This is a genomic window from Paenibacillus sp. J22P59, assembly GCF_059383895.1.
In genome coordinates this window covers 33,440-54,558 of the sequence record NZ_JBXENX010000016.1, presented here as the reverse complement: position 1 = coordinate 54,558, position 21,119 = coordinate 33,440, and the positions used below count along the sequence as shown (strand labels likewise).

Sequence of the window (21,119 nt, the reverse complement as noted above, 5' to 3'; positions counted from 1 at the left end):
GGAGCGGAAGCTTTGTACTAGAAAGCTAGGAGGCTTTATATGAGTCAATCATCTGTAGATGAAAAAGGAAAACAGCAGTATTTTATATTAAATGAAAATCTCTGGAAAGTTATGCTCCAATTATCATGGCCGGCGATCGTTGCTATGGTTCTCTATGGATTGAATGCTGTCATTGCTGCCGCTTTTGTAGGCCGCTATATCGGAGAAACCGCCTTGGCTGGGGTTTCCGTGGCCTATCCTCTAACCCAGATCAGTGTCGGTTTAGGCTCCTTAATAGGGGTTGGCGCTGGCTCAGTATTAAGCATGGCCATCGGCCGGCAAGACAAACGTACACAGGAACAATTGCTCGGGCATGTCAACTATCTTTCTCTTATCGTAACGGTGATTTATATGATACTGGGCCTGCTATTCTCAACTCAATTAATAAGGATGATGGGAGGAGAAGGGGATGTGCTACTCCTGGGGGACCGTTTCTTTAGAATTACAGTTATAGGCTCGTTTTTCTGGATCTATGGTCTGGCGGCCAACATGATTGTAAGAGGAGAAGGAAAGATGAAGTCGGCGGCCATCATCATGGGAATCGGTCTGGCGGCAGATATATTGTTTAACTATATTTTAGTGGCAGTTCTTGATCTAGGCGTGGAAGGGGCAGCATGGGCGACCAATATCAGTATGCTTGTCTACACGCTTCTGGGCTGGCTTTACTTTGGCAAAGGATTTGCCTCCTTCAGAACCAAGGTTTTCTCCATCTATAGAAATGCCGCCACGATTAAATCGATTATTGGACTCGGTTTGTCTTCGCTAATTATGAATGTGATGAGCCTGGTACAGGCGGTTCTCGTGTTCAACGCACTTTCTAAATTTGGTACAATGCTGGATATTGCCTTTTATGGCGTGGTCTATCGTGTGTTCACCTTTTTACTTACGCCGATCTTTGGCTTGATGCGTGCACTGCAGCCGGTCATTGGCATAAACTATGGCGCTAGGCAATATGAGCGCGTCATAAAGTCCTATCGAATATTCACCGTTGTCTCCATGCTGTTAACCTTGCCTTTCTGGATCTTTTCTATGACCGCTCCCGAAGTGATTCTGGGCTTCATGTTGCCGGATCAAGTATTTACGGGAACGCAATCGATGTATTTCCGAATTCACATGGCTATTCTACCGCTATTGTCGATGATTTTTATGGCAATGACATTTTTCCCTTCTATTAATAAAGGAAAACCGGCAGTCATTATAGGAATGGCAAGACAGCTGGTTTTCTATATACCAGTCATGCTGATTTTACCAAGAATGATGGGAGTCTCTGGCATTTATTATGGTTCGCTAGCGATTGATGCGATTATTGTATTTTGGACTGCTGTTATGGTCAGAAAAGAATTCACGATTCTTAAGACAAAAGATCAGACCTCTGTTATAAATATTTAGTGCGGTTGTATATAAGTCAAATCGACGTTCAAGGAGTCTGAGCCCATAGTGTAGAATGAAGTGCACCCCTTATAGTAGACATTGGAAAAACCCATATGGGAAACCGATGATGCTTTAGGGGTGTATTTTTATGAGGAAAAGAGAGCAAACGAATAAATGGCATTCCAATGAAGTAAGGAAAGAAGCGGTACGTTTACACGAGGAGGATAAATGGATGTACGGGGCAGGATGGAAAAAGCACACATTTCATTTCACGTAAAGTGAATGGGGTTAGCAGAATCTCTCACTTGAAACCCGTATAAACTCTGATATGGCTACAGTTTTAAAGGTATCTTTTCGTCGTATAAATAGAGTCGGTGTTTTAAGGAAATCCTCAGGTATTTCTTTATAGTGCACATTAAATTGAAGCGTAGCCCTTTCGATCACTGAACGGGGCATAAGAGTTACTCCTAAACCAGCATGTACACATCCTAGTATTCCTTCTAATGTTCCGAGTTCTATGACTTTATCGGGGATCAGTCCCTCCATATGCAACCAATCCTCTAGTTTTCTTCGGTAATTGCAACCTGAGCGAAAGACTAGTAAAGTAATTTTTTAGAGTTTTTGCGTCCAATCGCTGGAGTTTGGTTTTCCTCCAGATATGAACACAAGTTCCTCAACCCCAATTTCTATAATATCAAGCTCAGGGTGCTCAACTGGAGCAGATACAAAGGCCCCATCTAGTTGATACTTCAAAACGGAATGGATGAGTTCTTCGGTCGTTCCCGTTTTTAATGTCAAGTCGACCTCAGGATATGACTGAAGGTAGTCGGTGAGAATAGAAGGCAAACGAATCGCTGCCGTGGTTTCAAGCGATCCGATACGAAGGGGGCCGCGAGGAATGGAGTTATCAGATACATTTCGTTCTGCCTCTTGGGTCAGATAGATGATTTTTTCGGCATAGGACTTGAGGGACTCACCAGATGTTGTAAGCGTAACCCCTTGCCTACCGCGATGAAATAAATAAGTTTTTAATTCGTGTTCAAGGTGCCGAATTCGGATACTCACACTCGATTGAACGTATTCCAGCTTCTCAGCTGCTCTGGTGATACTCCCCTCATTTGCAACTGCAAGGAAAATTTTCAAATCTCGAATATCCATATTTGTTCTCCTGTTCTTTGTATTGAAAATTTTAATGCAAAACATTGTTTATGTTCATTTTACACGATGTCATTATAGGACTACAATGATATGTGTCAGGGGGAACGATATTATGAAGGTTTCAAATCCAAAGATTACAAGAATGCTTGATCCAGCAAAGACTATGATATCTGGTATTATTATCCTAATTATTGCAATGATATTGGATGTTTTTCCTATACTTCAATTTTGCCGTTGATGCAGTCATATAAAACTAATGAACAGGAGGCGTTCATCAGTGTTTGAAACGAAGTTAACACAGATGCTGAAAATTCGTTTCCCAATAATCCAAGCCCCTATGGCAGGTGGCCCTACAACTCCCGACTTAGTAGCTGCAGTATCAAATTCAGGCGGCTTAGGTAATTTGGGTGCCGCATACTTAAAACCAAATGAGCTTCGAAGCACAATCCAACAGGTCAGAGAACGGACTGACAAGCCATTCGGAGTAAACTTGTTTGTGCCTGAGCCAGAGCAATCGGAAGCTTCGAAAGAATCAATCGTTCAAATGACGGATCACCTCAATAAACTTCGACTCAAACTTGGAATTGCTTCAAATCCATCAATTTCTATGTTTACTGAATTTTTCGAGGAGCAAGTGCAAGTATTGTTAGAAGAAAATATCCCCGTATTTAGTTTTACTTTTGGTGTACCGCCAGAAGATGTAATCCGCGCATTGAAGGAGCGTAGGACTGTCGTTATAGGGACTGCTACAACAGTTGAAGAAGCTAAACATCTGGAAGTGGCTGGTGTAAACGCGGTTGTAGCTCAAGGATACGAGGCAGGAGGTCACAGAGGCACTTTCTTGAAAAATGTTTCTGAATCCCTGATCGGAACCATGGCTCTGGTTCCACAGATTGTAGACCATGTGCAGATCCCGGTCATCGCCTCAGGAGGCATCATGGATGGAAGAGGACTTGTAGCAAGCCTGGCTTTAGGGGCTGGAGCTGTGCAGATGGGAACTGCATTTCTAGCCTGTACGGAAAGCGGAGCCCATCCAATTTACAAAAAGATGATCCTCTCATCAGATGAGAATTCTACTGAAATTACACATGCTTACTCGGGCAAAGCAGCAAGAGGTATTCGAACAAAATTCATGAGTGATATGAAGCAGTATTCCGGAACAATCCCCCCGTTCCCAATACAAAACAAACTGACCCAAGATATTCGACAGGTAGCTGCGAAAGTGAATAATCCTGAGTATATGTCACTTTGGGCAGGGCAGGGTCTTCGATTAGCCCGCAACCAATCTGCTGCTACAATTGTCAAACAAACTGTCGAGCAAGCAGTTTCTATTGTTAAAGAAAATTTCCTCTAGTTCAAGAAACAAGTCCGATCCGTGCATATGTGGCTAATCTGCCGCTTCTTATTGTGATGAGTATAATAGGTTTGGGACTAAGCCTACATTTGGATGCCTGAATAAAATAAATAAGGAGTCTATCGAACTAACGATAGACTCCTTATTTCGCAGTTAAATTTTAAAATTTGAAATCGTCTCTTTCAGTTGTTCAGCACTATCTTTCGTATCCCCGACAATGTCCAGCACTTTGCTTGAGCGGTCGAGGGCAAAGCCAGCTTTATCCGAGATGCTCTCGGTTCCGTGAGCTGATTCGGTGTTGGCAAGGGAAATTTCGTTAATCGTTACGGCCATGCTCTGGATCGCTTTGCTTAGCTCTTGAGAGGTTGCATTGAAATCGCCGAGCAGATTCTCATAATATTCGGCATCGCGGTAATATTGCATGCCGGTTTCGACCATCGCTTTATAATCACTGATGACGGTCTTATCAATGAATTCCAGCATATTCTCCGAGTTGTTCTTCAAGTTCTGGACAGAAGAGGTTACGATCTGCACGACGTCCCGAATTTTGTTCGCAGACTGCCCGGATACTTCAGCTAACTTGCGAATCTCGCCAGCGACAACAGCAAAGCCGCGTCCAGCTTCTCCGGCTCTTGCAGCCTCAATATTGGCATTCAAGGCGAGGAGATTCGTCTGTGCGGTAATTTCTAGAATAGAGCTTGCCAGCACTTGAATTTGCTCGACAGCCTTAGCTTGTTCAATGGCACTGCCAAGGTTCACCCGCATTTGGTCACCAATATGAACAGCGCGATCAGATGACAGGACCGCAGTCTGACGCAAGTTTTCGGCGCGCTTGCTGACTTCCTTGGAAATAAGCTCTCCTTGCTTCGCTTTATTCGAAATTTGATCAACAGACTGAAGAATACTGACAGAGGACTGATTCATTTCTTCCGTCGCGGCGGCTGTTTCTTCCATGGAGGCAGCCATTTGCTCCGATGTACCCGATACATCTTGAATTTGTTTGTTGAGCTCCATGAGATGGTTGTTAACAGTCGTAACGGAACCGCCAAGCTTATCTGACTCCTCCATAATGGTGCTAATCGTCTGACAAATGGAGGTCTGCATGGTCTGCATGGATTCCATTAGAACACCAGTCTCATCCTTGGCCTTCCTATACTTCTGTGGAATCTGTTGAGAGAGGTCGCCGCTTGCAAGTACTTTGAGACTCTCGGTTGCCAGCTTGATCGGTGTTGTAATACGGTACGACAGGACGACGAGAATAGCTGCGAACACGATGATACTGCCAATAATGACGATAAGCAGCCCTTGCTTCATCTTGTCTACATTATGCAAATATTCATCGACAGGCTTGAAGGACACGATATACATATCCTGAAGTGTTGATTTGCCGTACGAAGCGATTTGTTTTTGACCGTTCAAGCTGAAATAACCGATCCCATTCTTGTTAAGTCTCACATCCTCGAAGAAAGCAGGAATGTCGCCTTCAGCTTTTGTCATATCGAAATTCAGCACATCTTCCTTGTTTGCTGAAGCGACCAGAACACCAACGGAATTGACCATGTAAGTTTTGACGTTGCCTTTATCTGTCGTCTTGACGATTTCCTCCGATAGCTTCGACAGATCAACCGCTGTCCCTACGATGGAGGGCATTACATCTGTGCTTCCGTCTGGAATATGATTGAGCAAGGCCATAATTGGACCGCCGGTTACCGGAGATTGAACAGGTCCGTAGAGAACGGCCCCTTTTTTCATCCCTTCAAGGAGAGCTGAATCCAGCTCGGCAACACCAATGTCGATGCCCAGAGATTGGCCGCCGATCCCATCAGAGACAATCACGCTGTTGTAAGCTGCATAAATATTTTCATACAAACCGTCTGCATCCGTGATGATTTTGTTGAGATAGTTGGAAGCAGCCATTGTATTATTTGATTTTAGATTGCTCGTATTTTTAATTTCTTTGAACGTATTGACCAGAAAAGGATTGTTCGCAATCGTTGACGAGCTGAGTGACAAGTTTTTGAAGGACAGATCCATTTGATTAACCTTTTCCGAGACGATATTCGTCATGAATTCGCTTGCTTCACTCTCTAGAGAATTTGCTGCTGTGCTGCTTGCATACCACAAGGCAATTAACATAGGTATTATCATGCAAGCGATGGAGATCAACATAATTTTGGCGAATAAACCGGTTAAGTTTATTTTTTTGAATACATGGCGCAATTGAGCAAATTTAAATCTTTTCATTGTGAACCCCCATTATGTAGTTTCATGCTAGAATAATGATTTTATCGACAAATATAAATGACATGTTGAGTGGGAAAAAAATACATGTTACAAAATAACCCATTAGCAGGCCTTATGATGCAATTGCTGCTTACAAACTATAATGGACAAATTTAGTACTTCTGGAAGGGGGAAATGAGACTCATGTCGAATATTGTCTTAAATATAATCTTGCAGCTTCATAGACGGAGGTAGTTATGAAACAAGATGCAGTAAAACCAAAGTCAACTAGAACAGACTCAAAGCCAAAGCCAGCAGAAAGAGCTACTAGTGTGAACCCCTTACATAGTCAAATTCTGCAGATGCAGAGCTTGGTCGGCAATCAGGCTGTCATTCAGATGATGAATGCATCGAGGAATAATCCGATTCAACGCTACATAGTGAAGGACCGGGAAGGCAGCCCGATAGAAGGATTTGATACCGCAGACTTAGCAGCTTTTCAAGAGAAAATTAAGGGCGTTGAGGAAGGGCAAGATAATCCGATTAGCTTTCTAACCTATATCATGAGTAATTTGAAGAGAGAAGCAGAGAGGAATGATAATGCCAAAACTGCTTTGCAGATGACGGAGGAAGCCCGTGCTCGGTTAATGCAAGGGCATGAAGAAATGAATAAGGAGGGAAATGAAGAGGTATTGAAGTTAGATGAATTCACTGATCTGATTCGTGATAATGCTGTGAATGATAAGGATCTAGCGCAGCTAGCTCAACAAGCCAAAGGACTTGCCCACCAAATGGTAAAATCATTGGAGTTGGTTACTACAAATAAAGATCTCGATGCAAAGGGAAAGATGGCTTATCTGACTAACGTTGGTGATTTTATAATGGAGCAAGTAACAGAGCAAGCGATGAGGCTGCTCGGGACTCCTAAAAAAGGCATGTCTGTACTAGCGACAGGCGGATTCGGCCGTGAAGAAACAATGCCTGCTTCTGATCTGGATTTCGGTGTAATTGGCGACGATTCGGATATGGCACTTATTCGTTCCCTAACAAGTCTGATGATGAATAAAATCAATCTGGCGCGAGGCATTCTTGCCAAGCAATTGAATTTACCGGAAGGTGTGAAGGCTGGCTTCGAGGCTGATCCATTGTGGCTGCAAAGCCCGGAATCGGTCGAACCGGAGAAAGTAGCTGAACACAGTAACGCCAAAGGGACAGTTGAGGATGCAAGACTGATCAAACATTTTGATGGAAAGGAGGAAAAAGGAGAGGCTTTGCCCCAACGTTTTATGGAGAGCAAGAAGGGGCTTCGGGATCCAAAGATCGCTTTCGGCGGACTACGCGACATCATTGAGCAATATGGAGTTCCTGAGCTGCGAGCGAATCAAACGTATAATATTAAGGAGCCATGGTTGAGGTTGATGACGATGAGTATGCAGAAGCTCGCCACCTACTTCGGATTAAGTGCAAACTCTACAGAGGGACGAATTGTAGAATTGGGCAAGATTAAGCAGTTGGATTCAGGGGTTGTGAAAAAATTGTCGGCTGCATTCCAGACCTATGCCGCTATTCGGCAGCAGCTTCATAGCCACTACAAAGGCGAAAAGGATGATTTCCACACAGGACCGATAGATTCCCAGAACGGGCTATATACCTTGAAAGAAGAGGAACGCCAGGCGATTGCACAGGCGAATGCACATTTAGCCGAATTTCAAGCGATGCTGCGTATGTTTATTACCAGCAGGGGCGAGCGCTGGGCTGAGAAGAAGAAAGGGATATTTGGCTGGTTTTAATTTTATAAAAGTACACCCATACACAGCGGCAGGCTAAGACGCGCAGGTAGAGTCTTAACTGTCGCTGGAGCTGTTCTATTTTTGTATTCACATATAGTCCTTACTTTCCTTGGGTAGGCGGCTTGCCTATGCTTATGTTGCAATACTATGCGTTGCATAGTATAATGCGTAGTATAGCTTGAGAGATTGTTAGGGAAAGTAATTAATAATGGAGCTTTCCATGAATGAAGTATTGAGGGGGGATGCTATGGATATACAGCTAAAACGCGGTTTGCTGGAGGTCTGTGTATTGACGGTGCTTTCCAAGGATGATTCTTATGGATATCAAATTGTAAAGGACTTATCGGGACATATTGAGATTTCTGAATCAACGCTTTATCCAATATTGAAACGATTGGAGACGCAGAATTGTGTCACCGTATACTCCGTTGAACACAACAGCCGCTTGCGAAAATATTACAAAATAACAGAGCAGGGAAAAGATAAAATTCAAAACTTTCTAAATGAATGGGAGTCCGTTCTAGCTTTGTATAAGTTTGTGCGGAAAGGAGCAGGGTATGAATAAATCCATGTTTTTGTCCGAGCTTGCTTCACAATTAAAGGCCTTGCCTAAGAGTGAAATGAACAAATCACTAGATTTTTATTCTGAAATCATTGACGATCGCATGGATGAAGGAATGAGTGAACAAGAAGCCGTCTGTGGACTTGGGAATATCGAGGACATTGTACGAGAGGTCATGCTTGATGCTACGCCACTATTTAAGCTTATCGTTCCGAGCCCTTCTTTTTCAAAATCAAACATTGCGTTATTTGTATTAGCTTTACCAGTATTCTTTATAGTCGTTGCACTGTTATTCATTTTTTATGCATCTGTCTGGTTGATCATTCTCACACTATTTTTAATTGAACTGTCCTTTTTGTTAGCTGGCATAGCAGCAGTTATTGCTTCAATTATCGACTTTAGTGAGAATATTCCATTCGCTTTACTCATGCTTTTCGGAGGTTTAATTAGTATAGCTGTCGGCATATTTACATTTAGGCCAATAAGAAAAATGACCAGAAAGTTTATGGGACTTACCATATGGTTTACAAGATATGTGAAATCTCTATTTCAAAAGAAAGAGGTATTATAGCTATGAAAAGAACATTTAAACGAACAACGGTTGCCTTTGCTGCACTTGGTTTAGCACTGTTAACTTCAGCGTGTACTACAGATTCTGGTTCGGACAATACTGCTACTTCATACGAAGAGAAGAGCTATTCTGTTAATGCGGAGAAGATTGCCCAGCTGTCCTTTACTGCTAAAGGCCGTGCAGTTGAGCTGTTAGAATCAACCGATGACCAGATTCATATCAACTATTTTGAAAGCAAAAAAGAAGCCTATGAGCTTAATGTTTCAGATGAAAAAGAACTTACAATGAAAGCTGTCAACAATAAGGATTGGAAGGATTATATTGGGCTGGATACTGATAAAGAGCATCGTACAGTTAAGATTGCTGTTCCAGATGGCCTTGCCAGCGGAATTACGATTAACACCTCCAAAGGGGATATCCTCTTTGAAGAAGTGAATATAGCTGGCGCTGTCGATGCAGCAACTTCAGATGGGACAATTGAGTTTACGAATGTAGCGGTTGATCAGACTTTGAAATTGCAAACCAAAAATGACAATATGATATTGTCTGAGGTCAGCAGTAAAGGCTCTATTGATGCCTCCATTTCAAATGGCAACATCGAGGTGTCAAAAATTGCGGTTGATGATACTTTGAAATTAAAATCAAAAAACGGGAACATCACGGGCACTGTTAATGGCTCTTATGATGACTTTGCAATTTCAAGCAAAGCCTCCAAAGGAAAAACAAATCTCCCGGAAAACAAAAGCGGGGGTAGTAAAACATTAAATGTCAGCACGAATAATGGTGACATACAGCTTGAGCTCGTTAAATAGTCGTAACTATTGTGAGTAAACGATAGGGACTGTCTTAAATCTAGATTTTCCTATAGGAACACAGTCGCAATAAGCAAGTTAGGATAGAGTTCATGAAAAAAAAAGCGTAGGTTAGGGCAGAATTAGCCCGTAGCCTGCGCTTTTTTTTAATACAGTCGATTTTTTGAATGCTTCTGTTAAACCTATAACGTGTGTTGAACTAGCGAGCGATCGAGTAGCTTCTCAAGTGAATCCCTAAGATGTGAGGCAGTGCCTTTCATTTGTGGGTTTTTGAAATATTCACAGACTGTTCACTTATGAAGAGCTACTTCATTTCTCTATAATAACAAAGGTAAACAAGAAAGGATGATGGAAGTTGCCAGTTAATAAGAGAGAGAATTTTTATTTTGGATTGATGATGTGCTTTGGGATGGTTGTATTCATGACCTTTTACAATCTATTTACTCATGGTCTGATTGGCACGATTACTGTGAAAGAAATACTTGTTCAGCTTATTACGATCTTTATTACGGCTTCATTATTAGAACTATTTATCGTCGGCCCTGTGGCGAAGAAAATTGCTTTTTCATTGCCCTATGACAAATCGAAGAAAGCATATGTCATAATCGCTCTTGCCTGTTGCATGGTAATTGGAATGGTTCTCTGCATGTCTCTGTATGGATTGATAACGGCGTACCTTTCGGACAGCCTAATTGGAGAATCACTGCTCGCAAGCTATTTTTCGTTAGTATTTAAAAATTTTATTTTCGCTCTTCCTCTACAGCTCCTTATTGTAGGGCCGATTGTACGGTATTTGTTCGTTAAATTTGTTAAAGGCAGAACAAGGTCGGAAGTATTGAATTAAAGGATTATTGATTCACGGTTGTAATGGTTGTTATTAAAGCGGCAGAACATCGACATGACAAGAGCTGGAAGACGCTCCGTTCAGTCTTGGACTGCCGTTATTTTGTTTTATGGTTATTTGCACGTGTATCATCTGCTCGCAAACGAAACAGCTTAATGAGCAGGATCTGGCAATGAGTGGGCAGATGTTGTTGCCATAGATGCGAGTCATTACTATACACTAGGCTTAAAAAGCGATGGAACCTTAGTGCTTGCTGGAGATAGCAGCATTGGAGGAAAATCCGTTCCTGATGTAGCTGATGTTACGGGTCTGCTGGTTCCTAGCATTAAGGGGAATGATGAGCCAGTTCTTGGGAACAAAAGAAAGAACCGTCTTATGGAAGGCGGTTCAGGTAAAGTTATATTTTATCGCAATAATCTACTATGAGAACAGTGCTACAGCTCCTTTGAGCTATATTCCCTCTCAACTTTGCAGATTTTCACTTTATAGTTTTGATACCAGTCCTGTATACCCTTTTCTTGGGCAGCCATATGAGACTCGTTCTTTTTCCAATTGCGGATAGCTTCCATGCTATCCCAGTAAGAAATCGTAATGCCAGCTCCTGAAGCATCTCTGACACTTTCTACTCCTATGAAGCCAGGCTGCTTAGCTGCAAGCTGTTCCATTGCGTCGGCCATTCTGCTATATCCGTTATCTCCCTCAGTACGTTGACTTGAAAATATAACAGCATAATACGATCCATTCATCTCCCCAACCATTCCTATCAGGTCCCTTCTGTCTTAAAAGTTAGTATGTAGAAGATGATTATACGCCGATCTTGGTGATTTTGTAAGCTCAATAGAATGGCTGAGGGCAGTGATTTACAAAAATAAACAGAAGAAAACCTGTCTTCGTGTCTCTGTATATAGCTAGCGATTAATTTATATTTATATATTTGAGTGATGGATTTATTAAGCTAAAGTGTTAGATTGCTTGTTACAAGGATAATATGTAAATAGTTAAATAATTTTCATTTTGAAGTATAATGTATTAAGTGCATTTCATAAAAAATGGACAAAGAAATTTGCGGAGGCATTTTAATGAGAGGGAAATCTATAAAATTATATATTATGAGTGACGATCAAAAAAATCTCAAGTCTGCAGAATTAAGCAATTGGATTGGCAAGGCATTCATTGGACAGAGAAAACATGTTCAAGTCTTACAAACTTTCGAAGAATTATCGACTCCAGGTATATATTTTTTAATTTCTGAAATAGAAGACTCCTATCAAAAAAAGATATACATTGGAGAAGCGGATGAAGTAAATAAAAGAATATCCGAACAATTTAAAAGTAAAGATTGGTGGAGTGATTTTGTAATTTTTATTAGTAAGGATACTAATTTAACAAAGTCGCACGTGAGATATCTTGAAAAAATATTGTATGAGGTCGCGCAAGAAAGTCAGACGACTATTAAAACCTTCAATACCAATACTCCTCCTGGTTCTAAATTGCCAGCCTCAGATTCCGATGATATGAAAGATTTTAGCGATAATATAATTTTTGTTTTGAGTAATTTAGGAATTTTAAATTTCACAAAAAATCATCATACATTAGGTATTAAAGAGAATAGAGAAACTCCTTTTTATTTAAGTGTAACGGGTAAAAAAGGAGAACATGCTAGAGAAGCAAATCTTGTGATAATAGATAATATTTATAAACTTCTAAGTGGCTCATACATAAGGAAAGAACTTACTAATAGTATTTCTAGTCATAATTATGCAAAGTTGAGAAAACAATTAGAAGCAGATGGCTTTTTTAGTCCTTCAAATAGCGACAGTTTTTTTGAATTATCAAAGGATATTGATTTCACATCTCCATCGGCTGCAGCCGCTGTTGTAAGAAACAGTTCAGTGAATGGAAGAAAAGAATGGAAAACGAGAAATGGATTAAGTTTAGATGAACATGAAAGTAGAGAAAATAATAGTTAATTAGTTAATAGAATTTACTTAAACCAAAATCTTCACCATAACCTTTCAAACATATAAATAACGTAGAGAGTAAGGACAATGATAGTCTGGATTTGTAGGCGAGACATACCATGAGATCATAGTAGAAACGCGGTGAACTAATGAGGGTGTACATAAGGAAAAATTTTGATAATGAAATAGCAAATCACAATTTTTATGCAGCATATGATGGTTTTAAGCAGATGGGATTTGAAATTGTTTATTATAACGATATGAACGAATTAATAGATAATAGAAAAGAAGATATTATTGTAAGCTATGTTGATGATGTTAGAACCGTTCTTAGTAAACATAATATAGTCGCGCCAGAAATTGATTACCCGGAGGATTTGACAAACTACTTGGGAAGAAAGGTTTGGAAGTCTAAGTTAAGTATAATTGCTAACAATCCAGAGAGTTGGAATGTATTTATTAAACCTGTCGAGGATAAGAAGTTCACCGGTGTAGTAGTTAAAAGCACGAAGGATTTGGTTGGATGTGGCGCAGAAGGCGAAGACCCAGAGATCTTATGCTCAGAGGTAGTAAACTTTCTAGCAGAATGGAGATGCTTTGTAAGGTACGGCAGGATTCTCGATATACGAAGATATAGAGGGGACTGGAGAGCGCATTTTGACTATAAAATAGTTGAAAACGTTGTCTCTGATTTCAAATCAGCCCCTAACGGTTATTCCGTAGACTTTGGGTTAACAGATAAAGGCGAAACATTACTAATAGAAGTAAATGATGGATATGCATTAGGGCATTACGGATTATTCTCACTGGACTATGCAAAATTATTATCTGCAAGGTGGGCCGAGCTAACAAATACGATAGATGAGTGTTATTTTTAGTTGATTTCAGATCCCAGATGCAGATTTCTATGTTTTTATTTATATGACGGATTGTCGTATTTAGCTTTCATCTCATACAAAGCATATATGAATTGACACCATAGGAGGTTACTTACGAAAATGAATGCCAAAAAGTTATTACTAAGCACAATGATCGCTATCCTTTTGTTATTGCCAACCCAAGTTTCAGCACGCGCATGGACAAGTATGCCAGCAGCAGCTTGGAGTTATACCGATCCTAATCCAAAAGATTATTATGATGAAATTAGTCAATTCAATACAGAAATCCGCAATAATAATTTATACTATTTCTCCAATAAAAAATTACATATCATTAATACCAATACAGGAAAACATAAAGCAAGCATTGACTACTTGAAAAATTCTAACTTCATTTATGCTTCTTTCGGCTCATTTGCCAAAATTGATAGTAAAGGCAACGTGTATGCTATGACAGCTAGCAAAAACAGCTCTGGTAACTATGCATACAAGCTTACGGCCTACAATGATGTTGGCACAAAGCTGTGGGAAAAAGCTTATAAAGAAAAAATTCGGTCCTCCGCAGGTGTTTTAACATTAAACAATGGCAATATCGTGACTTACTTGGAGACGGCATCAGAAAGATTTGTGACCTATACCTATGATGCTAAGGGTCAATTAAAAGAAAAGAAAGAATGGAAAAGCTATATTAACGGATATCAGAACGGTTATTTAGTAACAATGACAGTCATTGGAAAACAAGCTACACGAATATCCTTCTACGATGATGCTATGGAACTGGCATTCTCGCTTGATTTTAAGTTTAGCGAAGGTTATTACTCTGGAATTACCTCTGATGGCCTTGTTATTTTCTATAAATACAACAGCACAAGAGATAAAACTACATACTTTGCCAAAGATCGGACTGAGAAAATCGTTTGGAGTAAAGAAATGAAGGGACAAGCTGGCCGAGACACTATGTACGATCATCATCATCCTGGAGACGGTACATTTAATGGTTTTGGCGGAACCGTCGGAAACAAATTCTTTTTAATTGACCGTAAAGGGAATACGCAGCAGCTGCCGGTTGGCGATTTTTATTTCCAGACTGCAAAAGATCAAACTGTTATGCTGCATCATGATAAGAAATTAGAAATTTATAAGGCTTCCAATCTATCGCTGTTACATTCCGTTAGCTTGTCAGAAGCCAATAATGATGATCATTTTGTATATGCGGGCGCAGGGATTGTCTATCGAATCGATCAAACCAATGTTATCTCTAAAATAAACATCGCAAAATCGTAATGTATTAGGGATATAGTTTATCAAAAAGGAGGCAGCACATCATGGGAGCATGGGGAGCTAAAGCATTTGAAAACGATTCTGCATTAGACTGGGTAGAGGAATTAACGGAGTCGGATGATTGGAGCTTTGTTGAGGAGACATTGAGAATTGTAGTGGATGGAGGGAGCCAATACATTGATGCAACAGAAGGTGAGCAGGTCTTGGCAGCAGCTGAAGTGGTATCTGCATTGAAGGGAAGGAGAGATGCTGATTTGCCTGAAGAGATAATAGAATGGATCGGTGAGCATCGTGAGCTTGATCATGATTTGGTCGAATTATCAAGAAAAGCGATAAGGCTAGTGCTAAGCGATCAATCAGAACTAAAAGAATTATGGAAAGAAAGCGAAGACTATGAGAAATGGAATAGCCATATAAAAAGTCTCGAAGCTCGGCTACAAGACTAACCAGGGAAAGCCTACCATCACAAATTTACTCCCAGCACTGGAAAAAATACCCGTACACCTCGTCATCATGACAAGTGTACGGGTATTTTTCTACCTCTTACTTATTACGAAGCATCATTGTCCATAGGTCTGCGCTTTCGTAGCCGAGACGCCATGCGCCAATGCCTGCCAAATCGTATTTCTTGGCGATATCGATTCTTGCTTGAACAGTGTCCGTTGTCTCTGCCCAGAATACGTAAGAGTAACCGTCCTTCACATACGTATATTTGGTCTGTCCAGCTTCAGCATCGAAGGTTCCAACTGCTTTCGTATCTTCGATTAGCTGCGGTACTTCTTTCATAAAGATCGCGCGATTGCTTACCAGCTTGCCCGCGCTGTCAATCTTCCATTCTCTCACGTAGAAGGGAATGCCCAGCATGAGTTTACTGCGCGGAATGCCGTAGGATAAGAATTGCTCTACGCCTTCTTCTACCCATTTCAATCCGGCTACAGGACCTGGTGTATCACTGCCTTTCCAGTGCTGGTCATAGGCCATAATGATCACGGTATCGACGATTTGGCCGAGAGCTGCATGATCATAGGCGGTTTTGTGATTCCAGCTGAGACTTCCACGAGGGAGGTCTATGGAAATCTTCAAGCCTTTGGCATGAACAGCCTTGGTTAGCGACTTTACGAACGCCGTGTACTTGGCACGATCTGTACCCGCGACCTCCTCAAAGTCAAGATTAACGCCATAGACGCCCAGCTCATCTAGCCTATTGGCAAGGCTCGTGATGAATTTCTGCTGTGCCTTGGCATCCGCTAGGAATTTACTTGTCATGGCTTTGTCGAACTGGTTATGCACCAGCGGTGTGACAAGTGTGCCCTTGGCTTTCAGAGTATTCACAACGACAGGATCGGATGAATCGGTCATTGTGCCATCAGCTTCACTAAGCACGAACCAGCTCGGGGAGTCGATAGACAAGCCTTGTGTATTCGCCACGTGATTCAGAATGGTTGTCGTGTTCGAAGAGCCATTCCAGCCAAGGTAGACAAGTGTCTTTGCATTGCTCCATAGCTTGCGTCCATCTGCATTGCGAACGCTGCTATTCGTGTAGCCCTTCGCGAATGCGATAGCCGATTGCAGAGAATGGAAGCCTTTTACCTTCTTGTCGCCTTGGTAGACAGTGAGGTAAGGGATATTCGTCCACAGCGTGGCTCCATTCACTTGGATTTCGGCATTCGTGTAATACTTCGCATATTGAATGGCCTTGTCCAGGCTTACAAAGGACTTGATTGGCTTATTGCTTTGCAGCACTTGGTAGAACGGCTCATTAGAATAAGCGGTTTTGCCCGTGCTTTGGTTTAAGACGATGCTGTTCGAGATGCTTGCTGCTGCCTTTATCGCATCGTATAGGAATGCATACGTTTTCGTATTCGCTGCTTGCTTGCTGTCAACGGTAATTTGGTAGACTGCTTTGCCTGCACGCTGTTTTTTCTTCTGATCAGCGGTCAGGTTATCCCATATCCATGTATTCGACGACAGCTCAATGACATGAGAGTTCGTCCACTTCTTCGCTTCCTTCTTCGCGGCTTCAAGTGTCGGATAGCCCCAATTGACCTTCGTATTGTCACCTTGATAGAGCTGGTATTTCGGATAGGAATGATACACCCAGCCTGTTTTCTCCAAATCCCGTATATGTACGTTGCTCATCTGCTTCGCAGCGGCTAATGCCTGGGCGTATGTCTGATACTCCCACTTGGTATTGGAGAAGCTGCCTTGATAAATTTTGTAGCTCGGAAAATTGTCCCATACCCACTTGCGCCCGGTAATGGTCTCGACATGGCTGTATTCGAAGTTCTTCGCGTAGCCGATCGCCTGCTGCTCCGTTGCATATTCACGCAGTGCTTTATCATTCTGATAGACGCGGTACTTGGTGATCGTTCCAGCGGCGCTGCTTGCAGCTGTGCTGACTGCCGCCATACCGAAGGTTTGACAGACGAATATCAGCAGGATTGCTACCGTTAATCTCTTCATCATAATCTTCTCTATCACTCTCCTCTCGTTATCTAATATATAGACGCGCTAGTTTCATAGAGGTTGCGATAGAAGCTGCGAAATAAAAGTCAGCAAATTATTCCAGCCTATTTTTTAATGCATGGATAAAAAGAGTGGAAAACAATAACAATATAAAAAATGGATAAAAGTTGGTGATCAATTGGAACGGCTGTACACAAGGGAATGGCTGGATGAAGAGGATGTGGAGCTGGCTGAGCTGGAAAGAAGTCTGGGTGAGGTGTGGAACGTCAATCGTTTCCTGGGAGGCAATCCAGCCTTGTTCCATCATATGAATCGTTTAATGAAACGCATGGAGCACAAGAGTCCCAAAAGCAGCATAACCGTTCTAGATGTAGCTACCGGACTTGCAGATATACCGATCGCACTTCTGGAATGGTCCCGCAGGCGCAACATGGATATTTCGATCGTCGGTGTTGACTCTCATCCACGAATCGTGGAGTTGGCGGGCAGGAAGACCATCGACCATCCGAAGATTGAGATTGTAAGAGCGGATGGCACAAAGCTCCCGTTCGCGAATGACAGCTTCGATATTGTATATAGCAATCTGGCCCTTCATCATATGGACGACGAGGCTGCTGTGAAGCTGGTTGCTGAGATGAATCGTGTAGCCAAGGTCGGCTGGATTATTACGGATCTGGAACGCCATAAATATGCTTATCTGGCAGCAAGGCTGATGGCTAAGTTCGTCTGGCGGAGTCCCGTCACCCAGCATGATGGACCGTTGTCGGTACAACGCTCCTTCACAGCGGAGGAGGCGAGGAAGCTTGTGAAGACAGCAGGAGTAGATGCTTTGGTCCATCGGCATTTTCCATTCCGGCTAGCGCTGGTTGGTCATGCCTGACGTCATCGTTGTCGGTGCTGGACCATCTGGCAGCCTGTTGTCCCTGCTGCTCGCAAGGCAAGGAATAGATGTCCTTATGCTGGACGCTGCTTCATTCCCAAGACGCAAGCCTTGCGGGGAATCCTTGAATCCAGGCGCGGTTGCAGCGCTGTCGCGAATACTGGAACAAGAGCCAAGAAGGCTGGAGGCCTTCTTGCACGAGCTGCCTCAGGACCGTTTGCACGGCTGGCAATTGCATTGTGAGGGTGGAAGAGGGCTGGAAGGCTCTTATCCGGCGGGTCAATTCGGCATTGGCTGCCGAAGAGAGCTGCTGGATCAATGGTTAGCCGAGGAAGCCTGCCGGTCCGGCGTGCGATTCGAGCAGCAGGTGCGCGTAGACCGGCTTCTATGGGAAGGCAATCGGGTGATCGGTGTGCGAGGCTCGTCGGGCGGTCAGATGATGGAATATCAGGCCGCCTATGTGGCAGGAGGAGACGGAATCCGTTCAGCTGTTGCTCGCAGTGCAGGGCTCAGCAGCTTCGGAACGCTGCGAAAAGCGGCCTTTACCGCAAGGCTAATTGGTGTTCAGGGATTAAACGCCAAGGTGGAGCTCTTCATGCGCAGCACTGGCATGGCTATCGGACTTGCGCCGATAGGCGATGGACTAGCTAATATGACGGTTGCCGTAGCAGGAACAGCAGGAGCAGCCTCTGCCGCAGCATTGGGTAAGGAAGCCTTCGTTATGGAATCGGTACGGCAAGTAGACGAGCTCAGGCGCAGGCTTCGAGAAGCGGAATTTGTTGGAGACGTGCTGGCCTGCGGGCCATTTGATCGGCAGGTAACTGCAGCTGCATTGAGGGGTATGGTGTTAGTAGGTGATGCTGCAGGCTACTACGATCCTTTGACCGGGCAAGGGTTATATCGCGCGATTAAGAGCGCGGAGCTGGCAGCGCCTGCACTTATAGAGGCACTTCAGACAGGGAGCGATGAAACGCTGAGACGATATAACATTCAGCGAGCCAATCAATTCGCGGCAGGCGTGTTTTTGCAAAAGACGATTGACAGATTGAGCAGGCACAGCACCGTATGGCGCATTGCTGTTCATTTGGCGGGTTCTTCCAAGCTTCTCAAGAACAAATTGGTAAGTACGATCGGAGATTGCCCGTAGTGTACATAGATCATACAGCTTAGACGAAGAGAGCGAGGTTAACGGATGTATACCTATAATGAAGTGGTTATGAAATGCTCGCCTGAAACGGCTTTTCGTTATGCAAGCGAGGTGGAGCGTTGGCCGGAGCTGCTGCCTCATTATCGAACAATTCGATTCCGTAAAGGAGGCAGCGAGCGCGGCGGAATTGTAGAGATGGGAGCCGTCAGACGCTTCAAGATTTTCAACTGGCCGGTATGGTGGATGAGCGAGATGGATGTACGCCCGGAGGAGCATTTTGTCGGCTATAAGCATGTGAAGGGCGTGACGCGAGGGATGGAAGTCGAGTGGCGGCTGCAGGCAGAGGAGGATACGGTCAGAGTATCTATCGTCCATAAATGGGATCGTCCGCCATTCGGAAGGAAGCTGCTGGCGAATCTGATTGGCAGCCTATTCGTCCATGTCATAGCAGATCGTACACTGCACGGGCTGAAGCTTCAAGCCGAACAAGAAAAAAGCAGAGAAGGAGAGATGATATGGGATCTATTAGGGTCGTCGTTACGGGGATTGGATGCATTACGCCGATAGGGACAGGGGTCGAAGCATTCTGGGAAGGGGTACGCCGAGGGGAAAGCGCGGTTAAGCCCATTGACCGATTCGTGCCAGAGGGGCTGCGCAGCCGGATTGCTGCACAAATTCCAAGCTTTAATGCCGAGGATTATATGGACCGCAAACGGGCGCATCGTATGGATCGCTTCTCCCAGCTTGCTGTGGCAGGTGGAACAATGGCGCTGCGTGATGCTGGATTAACAAGAGAAGAGCTCGATTCCGAGCGAGCGGGTATTTTCATGGGCAGTGCGCTGGGTGGAATCGCTTTTGCAGAGGAGCAATGCGGACAATACTATAACGGGGGATTCCGCTCGGTATCGCCGACACTCGGATTCTCTGTATTCGGAGGCGCCGCCTCGTGCAACCTAGCGATGGAATTTGGATTTACTGGGCTTAACGAGACGAATGCAATGTCCTGTGCTTCTGGGGCGATAGCAATTGGACGAGCGTTGCAGGCCATACAGCGGGGGGAAGCGGATGTTATTCTTGCGGGCGGATCGGAAGCGCCGCTTGCGCCGTTGTCATTCGGTGCCTTTGATATGCTGCGGGCGATGTCGACACGTAATGAGAAGCCTTCAAGTGCAAGCCGGCCATTCGACCGCAACCGAGACGGCTTCGTAATGGGAGAGGGCGCCGCCGTACTTGTGCTTGAGGCAGAGCATCATGCCAAAGCGCGAGGGGCCAGAATCTATGGCGAGGCAGCGGGCTTTGGCCTAACGAACGATGCCCATCATATGAGCGCACCGCTGCCATGCGGGACACAAGCAGCACGTGCATTGCGGATGGCGCTGTCGAGCGCTGATCTATCACCTGAGGATATCGGTTATGTGAATGCGCACGGCTCTTCGACCTTGTTGAATGATGTGACAGAATCGAAGGTCATTCGTAATGTATTCGGCAGCCGCCCTGTCCCTGTTAGTGGAACGAAGGGGCTGTATGGCCACCCGTTAGGAGCATCCGGTGCGATTGAAGCTGCTATTACATTGTTGTCTCTGCATGAGAACTGGCTGCCGCCTACGACGAATCTGGATGAGCCTGATCCACAGGCAGAGATCGATCTGGTTACTTCTTGTGGACGAGAAGTGAAGGCAGAGGCTGCTGTCTCGAACTCATACGGATTCGGCGGCGTGAATGCGGCGCTTGCGTTTCGCAGAGTGTAATTGGTGTAATCAACAAAAAGGCATTCCGGATGTG

The 21,119-nt window shown here is 43.7% G+C and carries 18 protein-coding genes and 1 pseudogene; 15 read left to right on the top strand and 4 right to left on the bottom strand.

Features of this window, described 5'->3' with window-relative positions; translation table 11 throughout:
* The first annotated feature begins 39 nt into the window (after window positions 1-39).
* Window positions 40-1,428: an MATE family efflux transporter gene (locus AC50YO_RS22395; RefSeq protein ID WP_494850443.1), complete on the top strand. Its 1,389-nt coding sequence runs from the start codon at window positions 40-42 to the stop codon at window positions 1,426-1,428.
* A gap of 270 nt (window positions 1,429-1,698) precedes the next feature.
* Here the strand turns inward: AC50YO_RS22395 and AC50YO_RS22390 are convergent.
* A pseudogene (locus tag AC50YO_RS22390) lies at window positions 1,699-2,568 on the bottom strand (LysR family transcriptional regulator).
* 277 nt (window positions 2,569-2,845) lie between these two features.
* Between AC50YO_RS22390 and AC50YO_RS22385 the strand changes: the two are divergent.
* Complete coding sequence (locus tag AC50YO_RS22385; RefSeq protein WP_494850442.1) at window positions 2,846-3,922, top strand: NAD(P)H-dependent flavin oxidoreductase; 1,077 nt, start codon at window positions 2,846-2,848, stop codon at window positions 3,920-3,922.
* A 153-nt stretch (window positions 3,923-4,075) separates the two neighbouring features.
* Here AC50YO_RS22385 and AC50YO_RS22380 read toward each other — a convergent pair whose 3' ends face one another.
* Window positions 4,076-6,166 carry a methyl-accepting chemotaxis protein gene (locus AC50YO_RS22380; RefSeq protein ID WP_494850441.1) on the bottom strand — a complete coding sequence of 697 codons (2,091 nt, stop codon included), beginning with the start codon at window positions 6,164-6,166 and terminating at the stop codon, window positions 4,076-4,078.
* Between the two features lie 236 nt (window positions 6,167-6,402).
* On the opposite strand from AC50YO_RS22380, the gene AC50YO_RS22375 reads away from it, so the two are divergent.
* From AC50YO_RS22375 to AC50YO_RS22355, 5 genes are all read left to right on the top strand, one after another.
* The gene (locus tag AC50YO_RS22375) at window positions 6,403-7,935 is read left to right on the top strand and encodes a putative nucleotidyltransferase substrate binding domain-containing protein (protein WP_494850439.1); all 1,533 of its coding nucleotides are present in this window, start codon (window positions 6,403-6,405) and stop codon (window positions 7,933-7,935) included.
* Between the two features lie 220 nt (window positions 7,936-8,155).
* On the top strand, window positions 8,156-8,500 hold the full coding sequence (locus tag AC50YO_RS22370; RefSeq protein WP_494850437.1) for a PadR family transcriptional regulator: 345 nt from the start codon (window positions 8,156-8,158) through the stop codon (window positions 8,498-8,500).
* Window positions 8,493-9,068 (top strand): DUF1700 domain-containing protein, encoded by a 576-nt coding sequence (locus AC50YO_RS22365; RefSeq protein ID WP_494850436.1) that lies wholly within the window; start codon window positions 8,493-8,495, stop codon window positions 9,066-9,068. The genes AC50YO_RS22370 and AC50YO_RS22365 overlap by 8 nt, the downstream gene beginning before the upstream one ends.
* Before the next feature lie 2 nt (window positions 9,069-9,070).
* The gene (locus tag AC50YO_RS22360; protein ID WP_494850435.1) at window positions 9,071-9,880 is read left to right on the top strand and encodes a DUF4097 family beta strand repeat-containing protein; all 810 of its coding nucleotides are present in this window, start codon (window positions 9,071-9,073) and stop codon (window positions 9,878-9,880) included.
* Window positions 9,881-10,235: 355 nt separating this feature from the next.
* Window positions 10,236-10,724, top strand: a complete 489-nt coding sequence (locus AC50YO_RS22355) for a DUF2798 domain-containing protein (protein ID WP_494850434.1) — start codon at window positions 10,236-10,238, stop codon at window positions 10,722-10,724.
* A 434-nt stretch (window positions 10,725-11,158) separates the two neighbouring features.
* On the opposite strand, the gene AC50YO_RS22350 is transcribed toward AC50YO_RS22355, so the two are convergent.
* Complete coding sequence (locus tag AC50YO_RS22350) at window positions 11,159-11,401, bottom strand: antibiotic biosynthesis monooxygenase family protein (protein WP_494850432.1); 243 nt, start codon at window positions 11,399-11,401, stop codon at window positions 11,159-11,161.
* Window positions 11,402-11,773: 372 nt separating this feature from the next.
* On the opposite strand from AC50YO_RS22350, the gene AC50YO_RS22345 reads away from it, so the two are divergent.
* The 4 genes from AC50YO_RS22345 to AC50YO_RS22330 all read left to right on the top strand — a co-directional run bounded on the left by AC50YO_RS22345 (window position 11,774) and on the right by AC50YO_RS22330 (window position 15,290).
* Window positions 11,774-12,694, top strand: coding sequence for a GIY-YIG nuclease family protein (locus tag AC50YO_RS22345; RefSeq protein ID WP_494850431.1), 921 nt, complete (start codon window positions 11,774-11,776; stop codon window positions 12,692-12,694).
* Between the two features lie 140 nt (window positions 12,695-12,834).
* Complete coding sequence (locus AC50YO_RS22340) at window positions 12,835-13,563, top strand: ATP-grasp domain-containing protein (protein WP_494850429.1); 729 nt, start codon at window positions 12,835-12,837, stop codon at window positions 13,561-13,563.
* A gap of 120 nt (window positions 13,564-13,683) precedes the next feature.
* Window positions 13,684-14,847 carry a hypothetical protein gene (locus AC50YO_RS22335; protein ID WP_494850428.1) on the top strand — a complete coding sequence of 388 codons (1,164 nt, stop codon included), beginning with the start codon at window positions 13,684-13,686 and terminating at the stop codon, window positions 14,845-14,847.
* A 41-nt stretch (window positions 14,848-14,888) separates the two neighbouring features.
* Window positions 14,889-15,290 (top strand): DUF4259 domain-containing protein, encoded by a 402-nt coding sequence (locus tag AC50YO_RS22330; protein ID WP_494850427.1) that lies wholly within the window; start codon window positions 14,889-14,891, stop codon window positions 15,288-15,290.
* A gap of 97 nt (window positions 15,291-15,387) precedes the next feature.
* Here AC50YO_RS22330 and AC50YO_RS22325 read toward each other — a convergent pair whose 3' ends face one another.
* Window positions 15,388-17,307, bottom strand: a complete 1,920-nt coding sequence (locus AC50YO_RS22325) for a glycosyl hydrolase family 18 protein (RefSeq protein WP_494850426.1) — start codon at window positions 17,305-17,307, stop codon at window positions 15,388-15,390.
* Between the two features lie 181 nt (window positions 17,308-17,488).
* Between AC50YO_RS22325 and AC50YO_RS22320 the strand changes: the two genes are divergently transcribed.
* From AC50YO_RS22320 to AC50YO_RS22305, 4 genes are read left to right on the top strand one after another with little or no spacing between them, the layout of a single operon-like run.
* Window positions 17,489-18,190: a methyltransferase domain-containing protein gene (locus AC50YO_RS22320; RefSeq protein ID WP_494850425.1), complete on the top strand. Its 702-nt coding sequence runs from the start codon at window positions 17,489-17,491 to the stop codon at window positions 18,188-18,190.
* Window positions 18,183-19,337 carry an NAD(P)/FAD-dependent oxidoreductase gene (locus tag AC50YO_RS22315; protein ID WP_494850424.1) on the top strand — a complete coding sequence of 385 codons (1,155 nt, stop codon included), beginning with the start codon at window positions 18,183-18,185 and terminating at the stop codon, window positions 19,335-19,337. Before AC50YO_RS22320 ends, AC50YO_RS22315 begins: the two co-directional genes overlap by 8 nt.
* Window positions 19,338-19,382: 45 nt before the next feature.
* Window positions 19,383-19,904: an SRPBCC family protein gene (locus AC50YO_RS22310; RefSeq protein WP_494850423.1), complete on the top strand. Its 522-nt coding sequence runs from the start codon at window positions 19,383-19,385 to the stop codon at window positions 19,902-19,904.
* On the top strand, window positions 19,853-21,085 hold the full coding sequence (locus tag AC50YO_RS22305) for a beta-ketoacyl-[acyl-carrier-protein] synthase family protein (protein WP_494850422.1): 1,233 nt from the start codon (window positions 19,853-19,855) through the stop codon (window positions 21,083-21,085). The genes AC50YO_RS22310 and AC50YO_RS22305 overlap by 52 nt, the downstream gene beginning before the upstream one ends.
* Window positions 21,086-21,119 lie beyond the last annotated feature (34 nt).

Coding starts and splice junctions, on each gene's coding strand:
- AC50YO_RS22395 (WP_494850443.1), top strand. CDS start 40: ATGAGTCAATCATCTGTAGATGAAAAAGGAAAACAGCAGTATTTTATA.
- AC50YO_RS22380 (WP_494850441.1), bottom strand. CDS start 6,166: ATGAAAAGATTTAAATTTGCTCAATTGCGCCATGTATTCAAAAAAATA.
- AC50YO_RS22375 (WP_494850439.1), top strand. CDS start 6,403: ATGAAACAAGATGCAGTAAAACCAAAGTCAACTAGAACAGACTCAAAG.
- AC50YO_RS22370 (WP_494850437.1), top strand. CDS start 8,156: ATGAATGAAGTATTGAGGGGGGATGCTATGGATATACAGCTAAAACGC.
- AC50YO_RS22365 (WP_494850436.1), top strand. CDS start 8,493: ATGAATAAATCCATGTTTTTGTCCGAGCTTGCTTCACAATTAAAGGCC.
- AC50YO_RS22360 (WP_494850435.1), top strand. CDS start 9,071: ATGAAAAGAACATTTAAACGAACAACGGTTGCCTTTGCTGCACTTGGT.
- AC50YO_RS22350 (WP_494850432.1), bottom strand. CDS start 11,401: ATGGCCGACGCAATGGAACAGCTTGCAGCTAAGCAGCCTGGCTTCATA.
- AC50YO_RS22345 (WP_494850431.1), top strand. CDS start 11,774: ATGGACAAAGAAATTTGCGGAGGCATTTTAATGAGAGGGAAATCTATA.
- AC50YO_RS22340 (WP_494850429.1), top strand. CDS start 12,835: ATGAGGGTGTACATAAGGAAAAATTTTGATAATGAAATAGCAAATCAC.
- AC50YO_RS22335 (WP_494850428.1), top strand. CDS start 13,684: ATGAATGCCAAAAAGTTATTACTAAGCACAATGATCGCTATCCTTTTG.
- AC50YO_RS22330 (WP_494850427.1), top strand. CDS start 14,889: ATGGGAGCATGGGGAGCTAAAGCATTTGAAAACGATTCTGCATTAGAC.
- AC50YO_RS22325 (WP_494850426.1), bottom strand. CDS start 17,307: ATGAAGAGATTAACGGTAGCAATCCTGCTGATATTCGTCTGTCAAACC.
- AC50YO_RS22315 (WP_494850424.1), top strand. CDS start 18,183: ATGCCTGACGTCATCGTTGTCGGTGCTGGACCATCTGGCAGCCTGTTG.
- AC50YO_RS22310 (WP_494850423.1), top strand. CDS start 19,383: ATGTATACCTATAATGAAGTGGTTATGAAATGCTCGCCTGAAACGGCT.
- AC50YO_RS22305 (WP_494850422.1), top strand. CDS start 19,853: ATGGGATCTATTAGGGTCGTCGTTACGGGGATTGGATGCATTACGCCG.